Source organism: Microcoleus sp. D3_18_C4 (genome assembly GCF_036702355.1).
Lineage (GTDB): Bacteria > Cyanobacteriota > Cyanobacteriia > Cyanobacteriales > Microcoleaceae > Microcoleus.
In genome coordinates this window covers 97,025-113,133 of the sequence record NZ_JAUBTF010000003.1, presented here as the reverse complement: position 1 = coordinate 113,133, position 16,109 = coordinate 97,025, and the positions used below count along the sequence as shown (strand labels likewise).

Genomic DNA, 16,109 nt, shown 5'->3' with positions numbered 1-16,109 from the left:
GATTGGATGGCGTTAGCTATCCTACCTTTTTCCCAGTCCTAAGTCAGTCGTCTTTTGTACGGGCTGCGGGTTTTTCCCCAATGTGTCCGGTTAACTTAAAGGCTGATTAAACTCGCCCGGAGACTCCGCTGTCAGTTCTCGAAGACACAGGAGTGCGGACGCAACGGCACGGATTTCACATTAATTTCACCTTAATTTCACAAATATTATCCGTGTATCTGCGTAGATTTCATGTCCTGCTATCAGTTATCGACCAGATGATTGAATTTTGACTGAACAATTTTAGATTTTCGATTGCGAGTTGTAGGTTTTTCATTTTTTTAAGCAAAAGCTCCGGAATTTGGAACCCAGCCAATCTAAAATCTAAAATCTCAAGCCTACAATTTCAAATCTCAAACTGCCCGATCCACCACAACTCCTAAACTTTTATTTATGCTGACCCATCACCGCAAGCCTGTAAGTTTATCGCTGGTATCCACAGATTTACCTTTGTGGTCAGTCGTTGAAACCGCTGCTACGGTTTATCAAAAAGACCGGGATCGCTTTCACTTGTTGTTACACGAACCAGCAATAATCGATCGCGAATTTTCCGACGGTTCCGACGCATCTGGGGAGCAAGTTACAATCTTGCCCCTAACTACAAAACCCCGGTTGCTCTGGCTAGAAGTTTCGCCCTATCGAGTCATTATGACCATGCAAGGAAACGGCAAATACAGCTACCGCCACTGCTGGGAACGAGGAATGTACGGCCTGAGCCGTTATTGGCTTCAGGGCGAATCGCTGGCGACTCCCGAACAGTTGCGACTCCGCAACTTCACTCGCAACTTGACGCTGACAGGAAAGCCGGAACCGGATCACTTGCGGTTAGAATACGAGTTGTGGTCGGAGAAAGTACAACTCGGTCGCTATATTTTGAATCTAGAAATTCATCACTAAATTGGGTAATTGCAAAGGGGTAGATAGTAGGTGAAGGCGACGCATTCCTCAAATTCATTCACCCCCCGTGGTTTGTTGGGGTTCGCGTGGCCATCTCAAAACTCAAAACTCTTAGCCTTTAGCGATCGCCCTTACAATAATTAATCAGTTTGCTAGTCAAAGCGTCTTGATTTGCGGCTGCTTGATTCGCCTGTTGGCCGGCTCTAATAATATCTGCTTGAGCGGTTTGGATTTGCTCTCGACCTTCTATACTTGTAGAAGCGAGATTTCCAGCCTGAAGACTTTTGCTTATGTCGCCGAGTGCTTGACTAATTTCCTGGAATGATTTAACCGATGGCTGCTGAATTTCTTTGAGGGTTGGATCTGTTATTCGCAGATCCTCAAGTTCATTCGCTATCAGGTTCAAATTTTTAGCTAAATTGTCGGTCGTTGTAGCATCGTTGCTGTCTTTATCAACCTCAAGGAGAGCGTTGCCTTTGTTGACAATTTCAGTAAATTTAGTACACTGGACAGCTCGGCTATCGCTGCAACTAATCGTCAGCGTACAGCAAGCAACAACTATCAACAGGATGGCAATCTGTTTGCGAAAAAAGTACATGAACCCTCGGTTGCAAAAAAAGTAGATTCTGGGATTTTGTCGTAGAGTGCGTCAGCGATTAGCCGATATATCGACTGTCGAAAAACTTTCGCGACATTCAGACACGCTCTACTAAGCTAAACTACGTACCTGTTTAGGAACTATGGTCAAAAACAGCAATAACCTAAAGAAGGGAAGCATTTGGGGATATCTTACCCTGCTTTTGCCTATTTCCTTGACGGCGGTTGCCAGTTTCGAGTCGGGAAGGATGTTTTGGGCGATCGCCACCACAGCGGGCATTGCTTGGGCTTACAAACTCTACCACCAGCAGCAAAAACATAAACTCGCTCATTTAGACTCGGTTTTCTATAAGTTGATCAAGGAAAATCAAGGGCGAGTTACGGCTTTGGATTTGGCGATGAATGCGAAACTCCCCGGAGAAAAAGTTCAAGAGTATCTCGACGAACGAGCTTCTGAGTTTGCCGCAGATTTTGAAGTGACGGAACAAGGCGGAATTTTGTATTATTTTCAAATAGCTCCACCTGTCAATCAAAGCGAAACAGCTAATGCGGGAATAGCTGTTCAAGAGCCTCCCACAAATCGGGAAAAAGCACAAGATAAAAAACCAAATTTATTCCCCCTTGCTCAAACCAAGACTCCTCAAAAGCCCAAAATCTCTTTTACCCAGACGGAACTCTCCCGCAGGTTCAAAGTCCACGCAACTACGATCGGCAAGTGGAAACTTAAGCCGGAGTTTGCTCAGTGGAGCCGCGAAAAAGACCCGGAGGATCTCGCCTGGGAATATTCTACAGAAAACAAGCGATTTTATCCCAAAGATTGAGTTTCTCCGGTCTTCGCCAAAATATATCAAGAAACCCGGTTTATACGACGCTCTGCGGTTAGTAACCAAGAATTTGGGAAGAAAGCGGGTTTCTGAGAGATGAGCGCGTCCTGGACTAATTGTACTGCCGTTGACCGAGCAACCTCTTTAGGTTATTTTAAGTAAAATCGTGTTTTGCTGAGTCTGCCAAATAAAAATCGGTAAATTCGATCGTCCTATCTGTGACTTTTTTCTCCTATGTCCAAAACAACCTTGCGAGTAGTCGCCCGCCTCGCTGCCTTTCCTGACAAAGTAGCAGAACTTAAATCTCTGCTGCTGAGCATTATGGAGCCCACTCGCAAAGAAAAAGGCTGTATCAAATACGAACTCCTGCAAAATCAAGCCGATCCCACAGATTTTACCTTCGTTGAAGAGTGGGAAAGTGCAGATTTGCTCGAACTACATCTCGGTTCAACTCACATTCAAGACGCCGTGCAGAAATTAGACGGTTTGGCCGTTGGACCTCCAGATATCCGTCGCTATGAATTGCTAGCTTAATCTGGTTTTTATAGCAATTTGATTAATGTTTGTGAATTAGCTTCGACCCCCCTAGCCCCTCTTAGTAAGGGGGGGACAAGAGTTCAGTTTAAATTGAAGCAGAGCTAAAAAAATTATGACAGTAGCAACAATAAAACAGTTATTTATTTATCCAATTAAAGGGCTGACACCCCAAGCAATGTCGGAGTTTGCTTTAACAGCCGGGCACGGAATTAAGGGCGATCGAGCTTTTGCCCTCATGTTTGCAGATAATCGGGAAGCTGCAAAGATGCCAGCCCAAAATGTGCCTTGGATGAGCAAAAAACATTTTGCTGTTCAAAATGATTGGCCTTTGTTAGCAGCTTTAGAATGCGATTATCAACCGGAAACGACGATTTTAACAGTCAAGCGTGAAGGAGTTGCAGTGTTATCGGCAGAAACGAACACAGCAGCGGGGCGCGATCGCATCGGCAGTTTTTTCACAGAATATTTGGCGGCAATTGAACCCACAAAAGAAGCGAGACACCCGCAGTTTGCACCTTTGCACTTAGTCGGCGACAGCAGCGGCGAAACTCGTTATCCCGATCGAGAACCCGTACACATCTCTTTACTCAGTCAAGCCACATTAGACCAATTAACAGAAATTGCTGTTCAAAACATTGACGTGGGCCGATTTCGTCCGAACATTGTGCTAGAAGGTATGGCAGCTTGGTCAGAATTTGAGTTGATTGGAAAACAGTTTCAATTAGGCACGGCGCGCATAGAAGTTACAGCACGAATCGGTCGCTGTGTCAATATAGAAGTGAATCCAGAAACAGGCGATCGAGATATTTCCCTACTCAGTTTACTCCAAAAGGAATTCGGTCACGCACAGACTGGAGTTTTAGCCAAAATTATCAATAGCGGCACAGTTAAAATCGGCGATGTTTTGACTTCTTATTAATAAAAAGCGATATCAAGATGGTGAATGCTGCCTAACTTCTTCTACGGGTAAACTCAGTGATTCTGCCACTTGCTCTGTATTCAATCCCATTGCCAACAACCGAGGGATGGCATCCCGCCGCGCTTGGGCTTCTGCACTCAAAGCCTGCTCTGCTAAGGAAGCTCGTTCTGTACCTGTCAGCAGCAAATTGCCCTCGCTGTCCCACCACCGCAGCCACAGCATTGTCTGGTTTTGATAACTGCCTTGCCACAGTCCTAATTCTACGCCCATGGGCGCGATCGGATAATGACCGCGCGAGTTCGGCAGCAACTGCTGGTAAAACCCATTGTTCAGGTTGTAAACCTCCAGCCTGCCAGTATTGATTTCATAGATGCCATAAAACGGAATCCGCATGATCCGCTCATATACCCAAAACTTCCCAGGTCTTTGCGCCGCTCCAACTTCCGAGTAGGATAGTGGGGTGGTGTCCCGCTCTTCTGAACCATCTCCTGATGCGAACTCCAAAGCAATCATCGGAGCCATAAATTCCCGCCACAGCACGTAAGAGCGACGAATCTGATTTCCTAGTGTTGGTGGCACATTGGGCACGTAGAACCAGTCTGGAGCTTCTGCTCCCTTTTCAAGCGGGTCAGTTTCTCGCCAGTAGATGCCGCAGTCTTGCCCTATAGCATATTGCCCATCGGGATGAAGCCGTTGCAATACCGACCCGATAGAATCAGTCAAAAGAATGCTCTGGGGATGCTCCTGAAAATTCTTCACAAAAGTGCCGTCTTCCTCTGGCAGTTGAGTGTGGTCGGGGAAAGGAGAGGGAAGGACAATTTTTTCGGTTGCCTGGGTCATGCTACCTCTCAAGTATTGCAGCTTACCTGAATATCTTAACTCATCCTGCTTCCGGCACTCTCACCTTATTACCAATTAAGTTCAGAAAACTCGTTCCAAAATGTTGAACCTCCAAAAAATTAGCATAAGCAGGAGTTGACTTGTAAACTCTAAAAGTCCGCATAATTCCTAAAGTCGCGGCACTTTCCAGCGGGCCGATAAAGCTAGTATCCCTATCCAAAAAATGAGACTGCTTAGCCCAATGTGCCATTTGTTCCGCATTCAAAAAATAGCAGCCGGAATGAGGATTCAACGCCCGCTCAAAAGCGACTGTTTGTTCCATGATTTTTCCCATTAACTGCCGCTGCTCCTCTACATTTTGAAATGGAGAAGTCGCTGAGTCTGCTAAATCACCATCAACATATGCTTTAAAAACCGCGCCTTTAGGCGATATTTCATAGCGATTAGGTTGCAGCAAATTGCCATTTCCTCCGTGATGCGTAAACCACTTTAGTTTACTAAAAAACCACGGATCATGCAGCACTAAATCATCTTCCAAATAACAGAAATAATCGTATTTGTTAAGACACGCTCGCAAAACTGCTTGACACTCAAACCCCAACAGCAGCGGTTCGCATTTTGTAGCATGGTGCATAAAACATCTGGGCTGCACTGGCAGTTGAGGCAACAGATGATAACCTTGAGTAGTGCAAACAACAATGTCAATTTCGTGCTGTTGAGATTGATTGGCTGGGATAGTTGCACATTCGCTAATGTCAATCATGGACTGAGATTTGCCGTACAAAGCTTGCAGCGATGTCACGCAAGCGGTTAAAGCATTTAGTCGTGGTTGCGGATCATTTCGTTGGGAAGCGTGTTTCCCGTCGCCGCTGGGATTGTAAAAGTGAGCAATAGTGAATAGAATTCGCATTGGTGTGGAGTAACTATTAGAAATTAAACAATAAAACAGAACGATCGCACAATAACCCGTATAAATCTTACCGCATTTAGTCACCAAATAACTCCGGCAGGCGATCGCGCAACTCAGCATTTAAACGTGGCAACTCGTCCCGCATCTGTAAGTACCAATCTCGCCGCTGTCGGTAGTGTCCGCACAGCAAGCGGTTGTCCCGCACCCATTCGTAAGCATTCGCGGCTATTTTCCGGCGCCGAGAAGTGTCAGAAATCAGCGAATTTAGTTTGGTTTCAAACTCTTTTTCATATCTATAAATCAATCCTGTTTCACCTTCGACAATCGAATGTTCGTAAACAGTGGGACTGGCCAGCACCGCTACTCCCCGCGCTGCACATTCAATAAATTTTAAGTCGGATTTCGTTTCGTTAACCGGGCTGGAAACAAGCGGCAGCAAAGCTATATCGCAACTATACATGATTTCTTGATACCGTTCGTAACTGCAAAACGGTTCAAATTCTTTTTGCGGTATTTTCAAGGATTCAAAAAATTTTCTGTCGTGGATTACTTTAACTCTAATCCGGTGCTTGTGGGCAACTAAAACTCGATTGAGTGCTGCCATAATCGGCTGCCAATCTTTTTCGCGGTTGAGTGCACCAAAAAAGATTGTGACTGTATCTTCTGCGGGATAAACTCGCGGCGGAGGTAGATAAGCTAATTGATTGGGAAATACAGCAACATTTGGATTGTATTGGCGCAAAATTTTTGCGAGGGGTTCTGTAGAAGTTTGAACGCAATGACAGCCGCGATAGCTGAGGTAATTATTATCTGCATATTCGCGGCGGCGGATGGGATTGTCGTCAATTTCAGCTACTATTAAATAGCCTTGTTGCAGCAGTTCTTTGAGTTGGGGAATATAGCCGGGATATTGCATGATTGTCCGCTGCCAGATGAAGACTTTTTCTTCTCCAGACAGCGGCGGAATTAACTCTGCTTTTTTCACGCCGGATACGGTGCGGACACCGGGAATTGTAGCGCTAAATTTGTCCGGTTCCAAAACTCGCACACGATCGCACCCTGTAGGAGCCATAATGATAGTCTGAATCAGCAGTCTGCGCGCAGGTACGGTCGATTTGGTCGATCGCACGATATAATGTTCAGCACCGGTTTCCGTAGCAAAACTGCTCGATGTGAGCTCTAAAGCCTTTACCATTGGATGCAGTAATTCTTGAAAGTGGACAAAATTTTCGGTTTTGTGTCCCTTCCCTTGAAATTCATAAACCTGCAATCCGGCTTGAGCAAATAGTGATTTAATACTTTCTAGGGTAAACCAGTGCTGCATCTTGTTGTCGGGATTCTCCCACTGTCCCCGCAACAGATTGACAATTCGCCGCCAGTATTGAACATTAGGGATTCTAGCGAGAATTTGCCCCTCTGGATTCAGCAAACTACTGTACTGCTTGAGGACTTCCCAAGGGTTTTTGAGGTAGGGTAGCAAGTCGCCAAAAACCAAACAATCGACGGTTCCTGGGGCGATGTCGAGACTTTCGAGAGCAATTTCTTCAATATCGGCCACCGTCACCCAGTTTAGCCGATCGACTGCTATTTTAGCTTTTTCTCGATCGCATTCAATGCCAATATACTGACAATGGGGATTGATCAGCTTGTACTGTTCGCCCGTCGATCCCGTACCGCAGCCAATTTCAACAATGACTTTAGCATCCGGCGGTAGCAGCTTCAAGAAGTCGTGGTTGGCGCGATCGATCACTTTGTCTAAAATTCCTGATTAGTTGATCGTAAAATAAAACAGAGCAACCCATGCCGACAGACAACCAGCCGAAGGTTAGCATTGCGATGCCAGTATACAATGGCGATCGGCACATTTGTCAAGCCTTAAATTCTCACTTGCGAACTTTTTTTATTTTCTATTCTCTTGGTCTGCGTTAAGAGCGTTTCCTTTAAATCTTATTCACCAATCCTACAAGGATTGCTATATTTGAGCATACTAAGTATGGAAGACCCGTTTTTGGATACTTAAACTAATATTTAAGGACAGTAAGTACGAAGCCGCCTATTTTTTTATTTTTTAGCAAGCCCCAACACTTCTGTCTCACATCTCATCACTTCAAACCTAATAATAAGGCGATTCCGCCGATCGCACCAACTACCCCCAAAACAGCCCGAATGCTGACTTTTTCGCCCGCCAGCACGGCTAAAGGCAGTATAAACAGGGGACTGGTAGAACTGAGTGTTTGAGCGATTGCTGCGGGTGCATATTTCAGCGAAGTCTGTTGCAGGAAAATTCCGAGATAGGTTCCTAAAAAAGCTGCCAGAATTATGGCACCTAATATTTGTGAGGATTTTAGTTGTTTGAAACTGTCAAGGTTTGTTGGCTTAAAAAAGCACAACATGACTGCCATACCACCGCTCAAACGCAAGGCGGCTGTCCACAGGGGATCAATATCTATTTGAGTGAAGGCAGCGCGGGATAAAATTGCTCCAACGGCGTGGGTTGTTTGTCCTAATAAACTAATACCTAATCCCTGCCAAAGATGTTTTGATGATAAGGTTGTTTCGGCTGTTCGTTCGGCAATTACCCAAGCTACGCCACAGATTGTTAAAAGAATGCCAGTACAAGCAATGGGCGATAACTTTTCTTGCAAAAATATTAAGCCCAATAAAGCTGTTAAAGGGGGAGATAGGGTTTCTAAAAGTAGCGTTCGCCTCGCCCCTAAATATTTTAAGACGATAAAGAAAGCGGTGTCTCCGATGCCAATTCCTAGGCCGCCGCTAATCAGCAGCATTGCTAAAATATTAGGGTTGATTGCGGGTAAAGATTTTCCTAAAATTAGTACAGTGGCAAGGATCATGAAAAGGGCGATCGCACCTTTGAGCAAGTTTAGCACCACGGCGGGGATTTGCTGTCCTACTCGCTGCCAGATGGTGGAAGATAGAGCCCAGACAAATGCAGCGCCTAAAGCGGCGATTTCACCCATAAAATCTGTTGAATGTTGACTGTTGACTGTTGACTGTTGACTGTTGACTGTTAACTGTTGACTGTTGTCATTAGTTACCAATTCGCAATTCCCTATGCCCGATTCCCGATGCCATATAAATTAGGGTTCCCGGTGGCCTACCTGGAACCCTAGGTTTATTAAGCTTTTTTAGCAGTGGGCGGTGAACATAAATCAATACCATCATGTCCGAATAGAGGAAAGAAGCAATTCGCTTGCGGTTTGGGATTGCTTCGTTCCTTTCTTCGGACACCCAATATATATGTCTACCTACTGATTAACGTTGTGGTAATTGCGGAGGTTGGGTAGGTTGAAATTGTGACCGCATATCTGTTCTTACCCAAGAACCAAAACGATCGGGACGAACGCATTCAGCATTATCTAATTCGTCTTTGAGTTTAGTGGCGAAAGATTCAAACATATCGACTAACGCCTGACGATCTGTTAAGCAACCTTGGAGAGCAATAAGTTGTTCCAGCGTCCAGTTATACAGTTGAGTGTCCCCTTGTTCAATGCGTAAATAGAACTGATTCTCAAACTGTGCCAGATTAGAGTAGAAGTTCTCAACTTCTGCCTTGATCAAGTTCATATCCAGGTAGAATTGTTGCTGTTTCAAATCTGCAAAAATCGTATTTTTGAGGTTCTGCGTGAAGTTTTGGTTCAGCTCATTTTTGACGATAGTAGAGACATCATTACGGAAGTTGAGAATCTTGTTATCCAAGCTAACATTAATGCGATTGTCAAGATCGTTGACAATATTATTAGTCACTAACTGCACGTTGCTAGTGCTAGATTGATTAACAGCCGTATTGATGCGAGCATCAATGTTAGATTCAATCTGCTGAATGACCAGATTTTTAATGTTTTGGCTTTGGTCAGCAATTTTGAGATTAACTACCGCATTAATCCGCTGATCCATGTCGTGTTGAATTTGCTGAACAATTTGAGTGTTAATATCTTGAGATAGATTAGACACTTTCAGGTTCACGACATTATCGATGCGTTGATCGATGTAAGTTTGCATCTGCTGAATCACCAGGTTCTTCACATTCTGGGTTTGATCAGAAATCTTGATGCTCACCACATTCTCAACACGCTGATCAATAGTATGTTGGAGTTGCTGAATTACCTGATTAGTGATCTCTTGAGATTGATTGGCGATTTGGACATTAACGGAGTTACTAATGCGCTCATCAATATCAGTCGATATTTGATTAATTACCTGGGTATTAATCTCTGTAGACTGATTTGCAACTTTGATGTTAACTACATTCTCAATCCGTTGCTCAAGTTCAGTTTGCATTTGCTGAACTACGAGGTTCTTAACTTCTTGAGTCTGATTAGCCACTTTGAGATTAACGACGGCCTCAACACGCTCATTGAGTTCGGTTTGCATTTGTTGCAGCACTAAGCTTTTAATCTCTTGGGTTTGTTCAGAGATTCTTAAATTCACCTGCTCGCTAACAATGCGGGGGATTCGGGAAATAAATAAGTCGTTGAGATTTTTGTTGAAGTATCCCGACCAATTGTGGAAATTCTGATTAAAACTAACTTCCATTTGTTGGGTAAGAGTTTTAAGCATAAACTCCAGCCGTGCTACCTTCATCGCTAAGTCTTTAGCTTGAGTTTGATAGCCTTTAAGCAGCCATTTTTCCAAATTGTCCCAATAAGCTTCTTTTTTCTCGTTCGGGTCACCTGTTACTGTGATGGAAGTATTGATTTGGGCTGCCATTTGCTGCCACATTTGTTCCATCTGATCTTGGTCAAAAGTGAAGTTAAATCCACTGCCAATATTGATATTTTCAGTCCCCGAGCTAGTTGTACCACCAGTGGTAACTGGTATACCACCAGAGCTAGTTGTACCACCAGTGGTAACTGATACACCACTAGAGCTAGTTGTACCACCAGAGCTAGTTGCGCTACCACCAGAGCTAGTTGCGCTACCACCACCCACTACACTAACAGTGCTGTCGCTGCTGCCACTAACAGTGCTGTCGCTGCTGCCCGTACCAGGCTTTACTGATGACTGTGCATATTCTTGGGCTACTTCTAGATCACTGATGTTATTGATTTCTAAAACAACTTGCCCTTCGTTATCTTCTATGTATGTATCAAAAAAGAAGCCGGAGAGGGTGGTTTTTTGTTTGACTTCAAAAATAACTTCATCTTTGAAGCCATTTAAGGAACACCAACTTTCGCTAAGTTCAATTCCTGTCAACTTGGAGATAAATTTTCCCCCTTGAATCAACAGTAACGCCCAAGGTTCTAATTGGAAATTTTTGGCTTCTGCTCCATAAGTGGCATTGCTTTCCCGAATTTTGACGCGATAGTTCCCTGGGGCTAACTCGATAGAATTAGCATTGGCTTTTTTAAGAGTTGAGAGATAATTGCCATCAAGCGGATAGCAGTTCGTCTCGCTATCAACGGTTAAAGTTTGGGGATTCTGTTGATTGCCAGTGATTGAAACAGTTACTTGGCCTTCATTATCATCACTATAGGTATCAAAGAATAAAGCACAGACTACAGCTTTTTCTTTGATCTCAAACTGCAATTTGTCGTTATAGCCGTTTAAAGTTGCCCAAGTTCCACCTGTCTCAACACCTGTCTTTGTGTTGATAAAGGTACTGCCATCAAGTCCATAAATCCAGAGAAAAACAAAAGGCTCACCAACGGTATTGTTGGCACTATAACTGTAAGTACCACTGGTAATTTGGATGTCAAAAGTTCCTTTGTTTAATGTCAGAGACTTAGCAACATTTTGTTGCAAGTTATTCATCTGATCGGTATTGATAACGTAACAGTTTTCTTTGGTATCAATTGTTAACAGTTTCATAGTTGCCTCCCTAGTTGTAGTAGTTGTTTGTGCCGCTTGTGTAGCTTCAGTGTTAACTTTTGAAGTGATGGTTGCGCTCACTTCTGCTGCTGGTTGATAAACCGCAATTCCTGCCCAACGACCGCTAGGCTTGGTTTGAGCCACTAATGTGCCTTTACCGGTCTGGGTATTAATGCGGATTAATTGACCGTCTTTTCCCAAGTTAAAAAATCTGCCAGTAACGCCATAAAGGACATTGCCAACAAATTCCATACTGCCAATACCAGGAAATCCGGTATCACCAATAGTTTTAACTTCGCTAGTATCGAGATTGCATCTAGCAAGTAATTTCTTCTTTTGGTAGCCAATTAATGTGATATATGCTATGCCATTGCTATCAAAGGCAACTTCACCACAGTTGTAGTCTTTATTAGCTACGGTAGCTACTGGTGTACCTTTTCCTGTTTTGATATCAAGGGCAATCAGTTGTTTAGCTGTGGTGGCATAAAGGGTTTGACGTTGGGCATTATAAGCCAAGCCGGCTGTAGCAAAGCCCGTATCCCCAATGACAGCCGTATCGCCCGTTTTGATGTCAATTTTTACGAGCTGCGTTGTGTCGCCTTCTCGATCGATGCCATAGAGCTGTGAATCAACAAAGGCAATATCATACACTTCTGTAATGATCTCACCGATGAATGTTGCTTTACCTGTGGCTAAATCAAGAGTATACAGTTTACTTAACTGATTTGAGACACAATCTTGGATATACACTGTCCCTGGAACCATAGCTAAATCCAAAGAAGATCTATTGCTTGCCTGATTACTCATCTTTTTCTGTTTTTATTACATAAAAAAGCAGATGAAAGTAACAGTGCGGTTGGTCATCAGTTATTTCAACTGATTTTGGGAAAATACTCGGCTAGCAACGACAGCCACCAGCGAGTGCGAGATAAAGTGATCAGAGATGCAGTTGGAGCTGCTTGGCTATTGAGCACAGAGCGCTTTATTAAGACATCACTAGCTTTCCTCGCAGTGGGCGGGGAGAGAATCGAACTCTCATACCTTTCGGTGTCAGATTTTGAGTCTGATGCGTCTACCAATTTCGCCACCCGCCCTTTGTGTTGGTTTCACCCTAATAACACACCGATCCATTTCCTGCCAGCAAAGATTCATAATCTTTTGAACTTGCTCAGCGATCGATCTCTCTGGCGCGCTATACTGGTACAGGATGGGACAAATGAGCCGTCTGAGCTTGTTTGAGCATATCTCCCAGTTGAGTGGTTCTGAGGTCGTCGTAGGATCGCGCCTGCGCCAAAAACGCATCTACATTCAGTTTTTGGTAATCACTTAATGTGATATATGCTATTAGACTTGTTTTGCAAAACTTTTAAGAAATCATAATCGAGGTTGCTGATGACGGTATTTCCGTTAGTGCTGATAACTCAGCATCTGCTAGAATTGGTCGCAAGTTTGCCCGATCTGGGGATGACTATTAGTCTATCTAGAAGGGTAGATAATTTTTTTTTTAGTAATAAAGCGTAACATCTTTCTGTATCCGCTCAATTATCCGGGATAAATCGCTCAACGATGCACCTCAAATGACGCAAAATCGTTCCTGAGTGGGTAGTCCGCCCCGAATTATTGAGCGGATACATCTTTCTCATCTTTCACTGGTGCGAAGTCAGCAGCAACGAGCATTTTATCGAACTCGTACTCGCTCCATGCCATAGAGTTGTGAATCAACAAAGGCAATATCATACACTTCTGTAATGATCTCACCGATGAATGTTGCTTTACCTGTGGCTAAATCAAGAGTATACAGTTTACTTAACTGATTCCAGACACAATCTTGGATATAAACTGTGCCTGGAACGATAGCTAAATCCAAAGAAGGTATATTGCTTGCCTCCTTACTCATCTTTTTCTGTTTTTATTACATAAAAAGCAGACGATAGTGCGGTTGGTCATGAGTTATTTCAACTGAAGTTCGGAAAATACTCGGCTACCAACCACAGCCACCAGCAAGGGGGATATCAAGTGATGAGATATGCACTGGGAGCTACTGGGCTACCTAGCACACAGTTTTTTATTAATACATCACTAGCTTCTTTAGCAGTGGGCGGGGAGAGAATCGAACTCTCATACCTTTCGGTGTCAGATTTTGAGTCTGATGCGTCTACCAATTTCGCCACCCGCCCTTTTTCGTTTCACCATCATAACACACCGATCGATTTCTTGCAAGCAAAGATTCATAATCTTTTGAACTTGCCCAGCGATCGATCTCTCTGGCGCGCAATACTGGTACAGGATGGGACAACTGAGCCGTCTGAGCTTGTTTGAGCATTTCTCCCAGTTGAGTGCTGCTGAGGTCGTCGTAGGATCGCGCCTGCGCCAGAAACGCATCGACATTCAGTTTGGGAGCTAAAGTCGGCGAACCTCCGGCCAGTTTCATCAACAGTGATGCTACCACTCTTGGGTCTTGAGTCGCGAGCAAGGCGGCGCGATCGCACGTAAATTCCGCACACCGCAACCATTCCAACATTTGCGCCTGCAAACCCTGCGCCAGCACGGCTCCCACAGGCGAAATTTGGCCGGCGGCCAACACAATTAAATTAGCCAGAGTCAGGTAAACTCCGTGCTCGCACTTCAAATGCCCCAACTCGTGAGCAATTACTGCCTTAACTTCCTCGTCTGTGAGCAAATCAATCAGAGAAGTGTGCATCACCACAAAAGGCTGTTTTCCCCGCATCGCAAAGGTGTAAGCATTTGGCATCGGATGCTGGCGGACATAAAGCTGCGGCACCTCCAAATCCAGAGTTTTGCAGGCATCCACTAGCAATTGATGCAGGTGCGGCAATTGATTTTCGCCGACTTGGACGCTGGAAGCCAGATTTTCCAGCATGAAAAACTGTTCGCCCAGTTGTCCCAGCAACTGCCGCACCATCAAATCCAGGCCGGGCAGTTGTTTGAGAGTGCTGGTAGCTTCCAAGTCTAGCGGGTGGCGAAACTGGTCTGCTTTTAAACCTATGAGCGGTATGTTTGACATTTTAGTCAGTTGGGAATGGGGAATGGGGAATTGGGAATTGGGCATGGGGCATGGGGAATTGGGCATGGGGAATTCTTTTGCTTCTTCCTTTTTTCCTCTTCCTTCTTCCTTCTTCCTTCTTCCTTCTTCCTTCTGACTACTTTAAACCCGATCGCACGGGATTGACAGGAGCCTCAGCAGTCGCCGGGTCTGTACCCTCTTTGACCCGCCGCAAGTTAGCTCCCAATTTTTGCAGTTTCACCTCTAACTGCTCATAGCCGCGGTCTAAGTGCTGCAAGCTGCTGATGGTGGTGACACCATCGGCTGCAAGTCCCGCTAACACTAACGCCGCCGAAGCTCGCAAATCTGTTGCCACTACCGGCGCACCCGACAGCCGCGAGACTCCGCGCACAATCGCTACATTGCCTTTCAGGCGAATGTCGGCGCCCATGCGGTTGAGCTCTGCTACGTGGCGCAAGCGATTCTCAAACACGGTTTCTTTGATCAAGCTGTCGCCTTCGCTCAGCGTCAGCAAAGCCATAAACTGAGCTTGCATATCTGTGGGGAAACCAGGGTAAGGCAGAGTTTCGATGTCTGTGGCCGAGTGAGTTTGGCCGGGAACTATCCGCAAAATGTCGGGGGATTCTGCAATAATTTTCGCCCCAATTGTCTTCAATTTGGCAATGACTGCGGTCAGGTGGTCGGGAATTACCGGCGACAAACTGATTTCGGAGTGAGTGATGGCTCCGGCTACTAAAAATGTTCCGGCTTCAATGCGATCGGGAATAATTGAATAGTCTACCGCGTGCAGCTTAGGAACTCCCGAAATGACGATCGTATTCGTGCCAGCGCCTTGAATTTTTGCTCCCATGGCGCGGCAGAAATTCGCCAAATCTGCGACTTCCGGCTCTTGAGCCGCATTTTCAATCACGGTTTCTCCTTCAGCCAGAGTCGCCGCCATCATCAAAGTTTCAGTTGCGCCGACGCTGGGGTAGTCCAAATAAATTTTGGCTCCTTTCAGGCGGCGGTTTGGCCCTTTGACGTAAGCGTGAACGGTACCGTGGTCAATGTGGACTTCGGCACCGAGGGCTTGCAGACCACGAACGTGGAGTTCAACGGGTCGGGCACCGATGGCACACCCACCGGGCAAGGGCACTTTGGCAAATCCCAAACGCGCTAGCAGTGGGCCGATGATGAAGAAGCTCGCCCGCAGTTGGCTGACTAATTCGTAGGGGGCTTGAGCATCTATGAGGTTGCTGGCGTTGATGTCTAAAACGTCCCCGTTCTGCTGTAATTTGACTCCTACAGCCGAGAGAATTTGCCCCATGCGGGCGACATCGACTAGACCGGGAACGTTGCGGAGACGGCAATCCTCTGGGCATAGCAGGGTTCCTGCCATGACGACTAAGGCCGAGTTTTTGGCGCCGCTGATTTTGACGTGTCCTTTAAGGGGCTGGCGACCCCAAATTTGTAATACTTGTTGTTCGTCGCTTTCAGGTGAAGCTGGCAGGTTTGATGAGTTCTGAGCTGGTGTAATGGGTTTGCCCTCCATAATGCGCTTCGTTACTTTATACATTATTAATTTTGGTTCGATTTTACCGGAAAGTTTTTATATGTCTAGGGGTAACATTAGGAATTCTTGGCATTATATTTGCCAAGCTTCAGTCGGGGCAAGGCTTTCAGGTTTGAGCGTACAAATAATGTCGATCGAGT

At 45.2% G+C, this 16,109-nt stretch carries 13 protein-coding genes and 2 tRNA genes; 4 read left to right on the top strand and 11 right to left on the bottom strand.

Translation table 11 applies throughout. From position 1 onward, the window contains the following. Window positions 1-432 precede the first annotated feature (432 nt). On the top strand, window positions 433-936 hold the full coding sequence (locus QUA90_RS02240) for a hypothetical protein (protein ID WP_333388837.1): 504 nt from the start codon (window positions 433-435) through the stop codon (window positions 934-936). A gap of 118 nt (window positions 937-1,054) precedes the next feature. Here the strand turns inward: QUA90_RS02240 and QUA90_RS02235 are convergent, their stop codons facing one another. After that, window positions 1,055-1,534 carry a hypothetical protein gene (locus tag QUA90_RS02235; RefSeq protein ID WP_333388836.1) on the bottom strand — a complete coding sequence of 160 codons (480 nt, stop codon included), beginning with the start codon at window positions 1,532-1,534 and terminating at the stop codon, window positions 1,055-1,057. A gap of 142 nt (window positions 1,535-1,676) precedes the next feature. Between QUA90_RS02235 and QUA90_RS02230 the strand changes: the two genes are divergently transcribed. From QUA90_RS02230 to QUA90_RS02220, 3 genes are all read left to right on the top strand, one after another. Then, on the top strand, window positions 1,677-2,354 hold the full coding sequence (locus QUA90_RS02230) for a hypothetical protein (RefSeq protein ID WP_333081268.1): 678 nt from the start codon (window positions 1,677-1,679) through the stop codon (window positions 2,352-2,354). A 237-nt stretch (window positions 2,355-2,591) separates the two neighbouring features. Next, window positions 2,592-2,891 (top strand): putative quinol monooxygenase, encoded by a 300-nt coding sequence (locus QUA90_RS02225; RefSeq protein WP_190656699.1) that lies wholly within the window; start codon window positions 2,592-2,594, stop codon window positions 2,889-2,891. A 115-nt stretch (window positions 2,892-3,006) separates the two neighbouring features. Next, a complete protein-coding gene (locus QUA90_RS02220) occupies window positions 3,007-3,813 on the top strand; it encodes an MOSC domain-containing protein (protein ID WP_333388835.1) in 807 nt (268 codons plus the stop codon). A gap of 12 nt (window positions 3,814-3,825) precedes the next feature. On the opposite strand, the gene QUA90_RS02215 is transcribed toward QUA90_RS02220, so the two are convergent. The 10 genes from QUA90_RS02215 to murA all read right to left on the bottom strand — a co-directional run bounded on the left by QUA90_RS02215 (window position 3,826) and on the right by murA (window position 15,972). After that, window positions 3,826-4,653, bottom strand: coding sequence for a Uma2 family endonuclease (locus QUA90_RS02215; RefSeq protein ID WP_333443683.1), 828 nt, complete (start codon window positions 4,651-4,653; stop codon window positions 3,826-3,828). 40 nt (window positions 4,654-4,693) lie between these two features. Then, window positions 4,694-5,563, bottom strand: coding sequence for a calcium-binding protein (locus tag QUA90_RS02210; protein WP_333327744.1), 870 nt, complete (start codon window positions 5,561-5,563; stop codon window positions 4,694-4,696). A gap of 76 nt (window positions 5,564-5,639) precedes the next feature. Then, window positions 5,640-7,313 carry a methyltransferase domain-containing protein gene (locus QUA90_RS02205; protein WP_333443681.1) on the bottom strand — a complete coding sequence of 558 codons (1,674 nt, stop codon included), beginning with the start codon at window positions 7,311-7,313 and terminating at the stop codon, window positions 5,640-5,642. A gap of 352 nt (window positions 7,314-7,665) precedes the next feature. After that, on the bottom strand, window positions 7,666-8,541 hold the full coding sequence (locus tag QUA90_RS02200; protein WP_333327882.1) for a DMT family transporter: 876 nt from the start codon (window positions 8,539-8,541) through the stop codon (window positions 7,666-7,668). 295 nt (window positions 8,542-8,836) lie between these two features. Then, entirely contained in the window at window positions 8,837-12,157 is a 3,321-nt protein-coding gene (locus QUA90_RS02195) for a hypothetical protein (protein WP_333443678.1), read from the bottom strand. 247 nt (window positions 12,158-12,404) lie between these two features. Then, window positions 12,405-12,486: transfer RNA gene (locus QUA90_RS02190), tRNA-Leu, on the bottom strand. A gap of 584 nt (window positions 12,487-13,070) precedes the next feature. Continuing rightward, window positions 13,071-13,289 (bottom strand): hypothetical protein, encoded by a 219-nt coding sequence (locus QUA90_RS02185; RefSeq protein ID WP_333327735.1) that lies wholly within the window; start codon window positions 13,287-13,289, stop codon window positions 13,071-13,073. Window positions 13,290-13,487: 198 nt separating this feature from the next. Further along, window positions 13,488-13,569, bottom strand: a tRNA-Leu gene (locus QUA90_RS02180). After that, window positions 13,548-14,417, bottom strand: a complete 870-nt coding sequence (locus tag QUA90_RS02175; RefSeq protein ID WP_333327732.1) for a M48 family metallopeptidase — start codon at window positions 14,415-14,417, stop codon at window positions 13,548-13,550. Before QUA90_RS02175 ends, QUA90_RS02180 begins: the two co-directional genes overlap by 22 nt. 136 nt (window positions 14,418-14,553) lie before the next feature. Further along, complete coding sequence (gene murA / locus QUA90_RS02170; protein ID WP_333443676.1) at window positions 14,554-15,972, bottom strand: UDP-N-acetylglucosamine 1-carboxyvinyltransferase; 1,419 nt, start codon at window positions 15,970-15,972, stop codon at window positions 14,554-14,556. Window positions 15,973-16,109: the final 137 nt, after the last annotated feature.

Bases quoted from the DNA above. Each gene is read 5' to 3' on its own strand.
- QUA90_RS02225 (WP_190656699.1), top strand. From the start codon at position 2,592: ATGTCCAAAACAACCTTGCGAGTAGTCGCCCGCCTCGCTGCCTTTCCT.
- QUA90_RS02185 (WP_333327735.1), bottom strand. From the start codon at position 13,289: ATGAGTAAGGAGGCAAGCAATATACCTTCTTTGGATTTAGCTATCGTT.
- QUA90_RS02195 (WP_333443678.1), bottom strand. From the start codon at position 12,157: ATGGTTCCAGGGACAGTGTATATCCAAGATTGTGTCTCAAATCAGTTA.
- murA (WP_333443676.1), bottom strand. From the start codon at position 15,972: ATGTATAAAGTAACGAAGCGCATTATGGAGGGCAAACCCATTACACCA.
- QUA90_RS02230 (WP_333081268.1), top strand. From the start codon at position 1,677: ATGGTCAAAAACAGCAATAACCTAAAGAAGGGAAGCATTTGGGGATAT.
- QUA90_RS02240 (WP_333388837.1), top strand. From the start codon at position 433: ATGCTGACCCATCACCGCAAGCCTGTAAGTTTATCGCTGGTATCCACA.
- QUA90_RS02210 (WP_333327744.1), bottom strand. From the start codon at position 5,563: ATGCGAATTCTATTCACTATTGCTCACTTTTACAATCCCAGCGGCGAC.
- QUA90_RS02220 (WP_333388835.1), top strand. From the start codon at position 3,007: ATGACAGTAGCAACAATAAAACAGTTATTTATTTATCCAATTAAAGGG.
- QUA90_RS02235 (WP_333388836.1), bottom strand. From the start codon at position 1,534: ATGTACTTTTTTCGCAAACAGATTGCCATCCTGTTGATAGTTGTTGCT.
- QUA90_RS02175 (WP_333327732.1), bottom strand. From the start codon at position 14,417: ATGTCAAACATACCGCTCATAGGTTTAAAAGCAGACCAGTTTCGCCAC.
- QUA90_RS02200 (WP_333327882.1), bottom strand. From the start codon at position 8,541: ATGGGTGAAATCGCCGCTTTAGGCGCTGCATTTGTCTGGGCTCTATCT.
- QUA90_RS02215 (WP_333443683.1), bottom strand. From the start codon at position 4,653: ATGACCCAGGCAACCGAAAAAATTGTCCTTCCCTCTCCTTTCCCCGAC.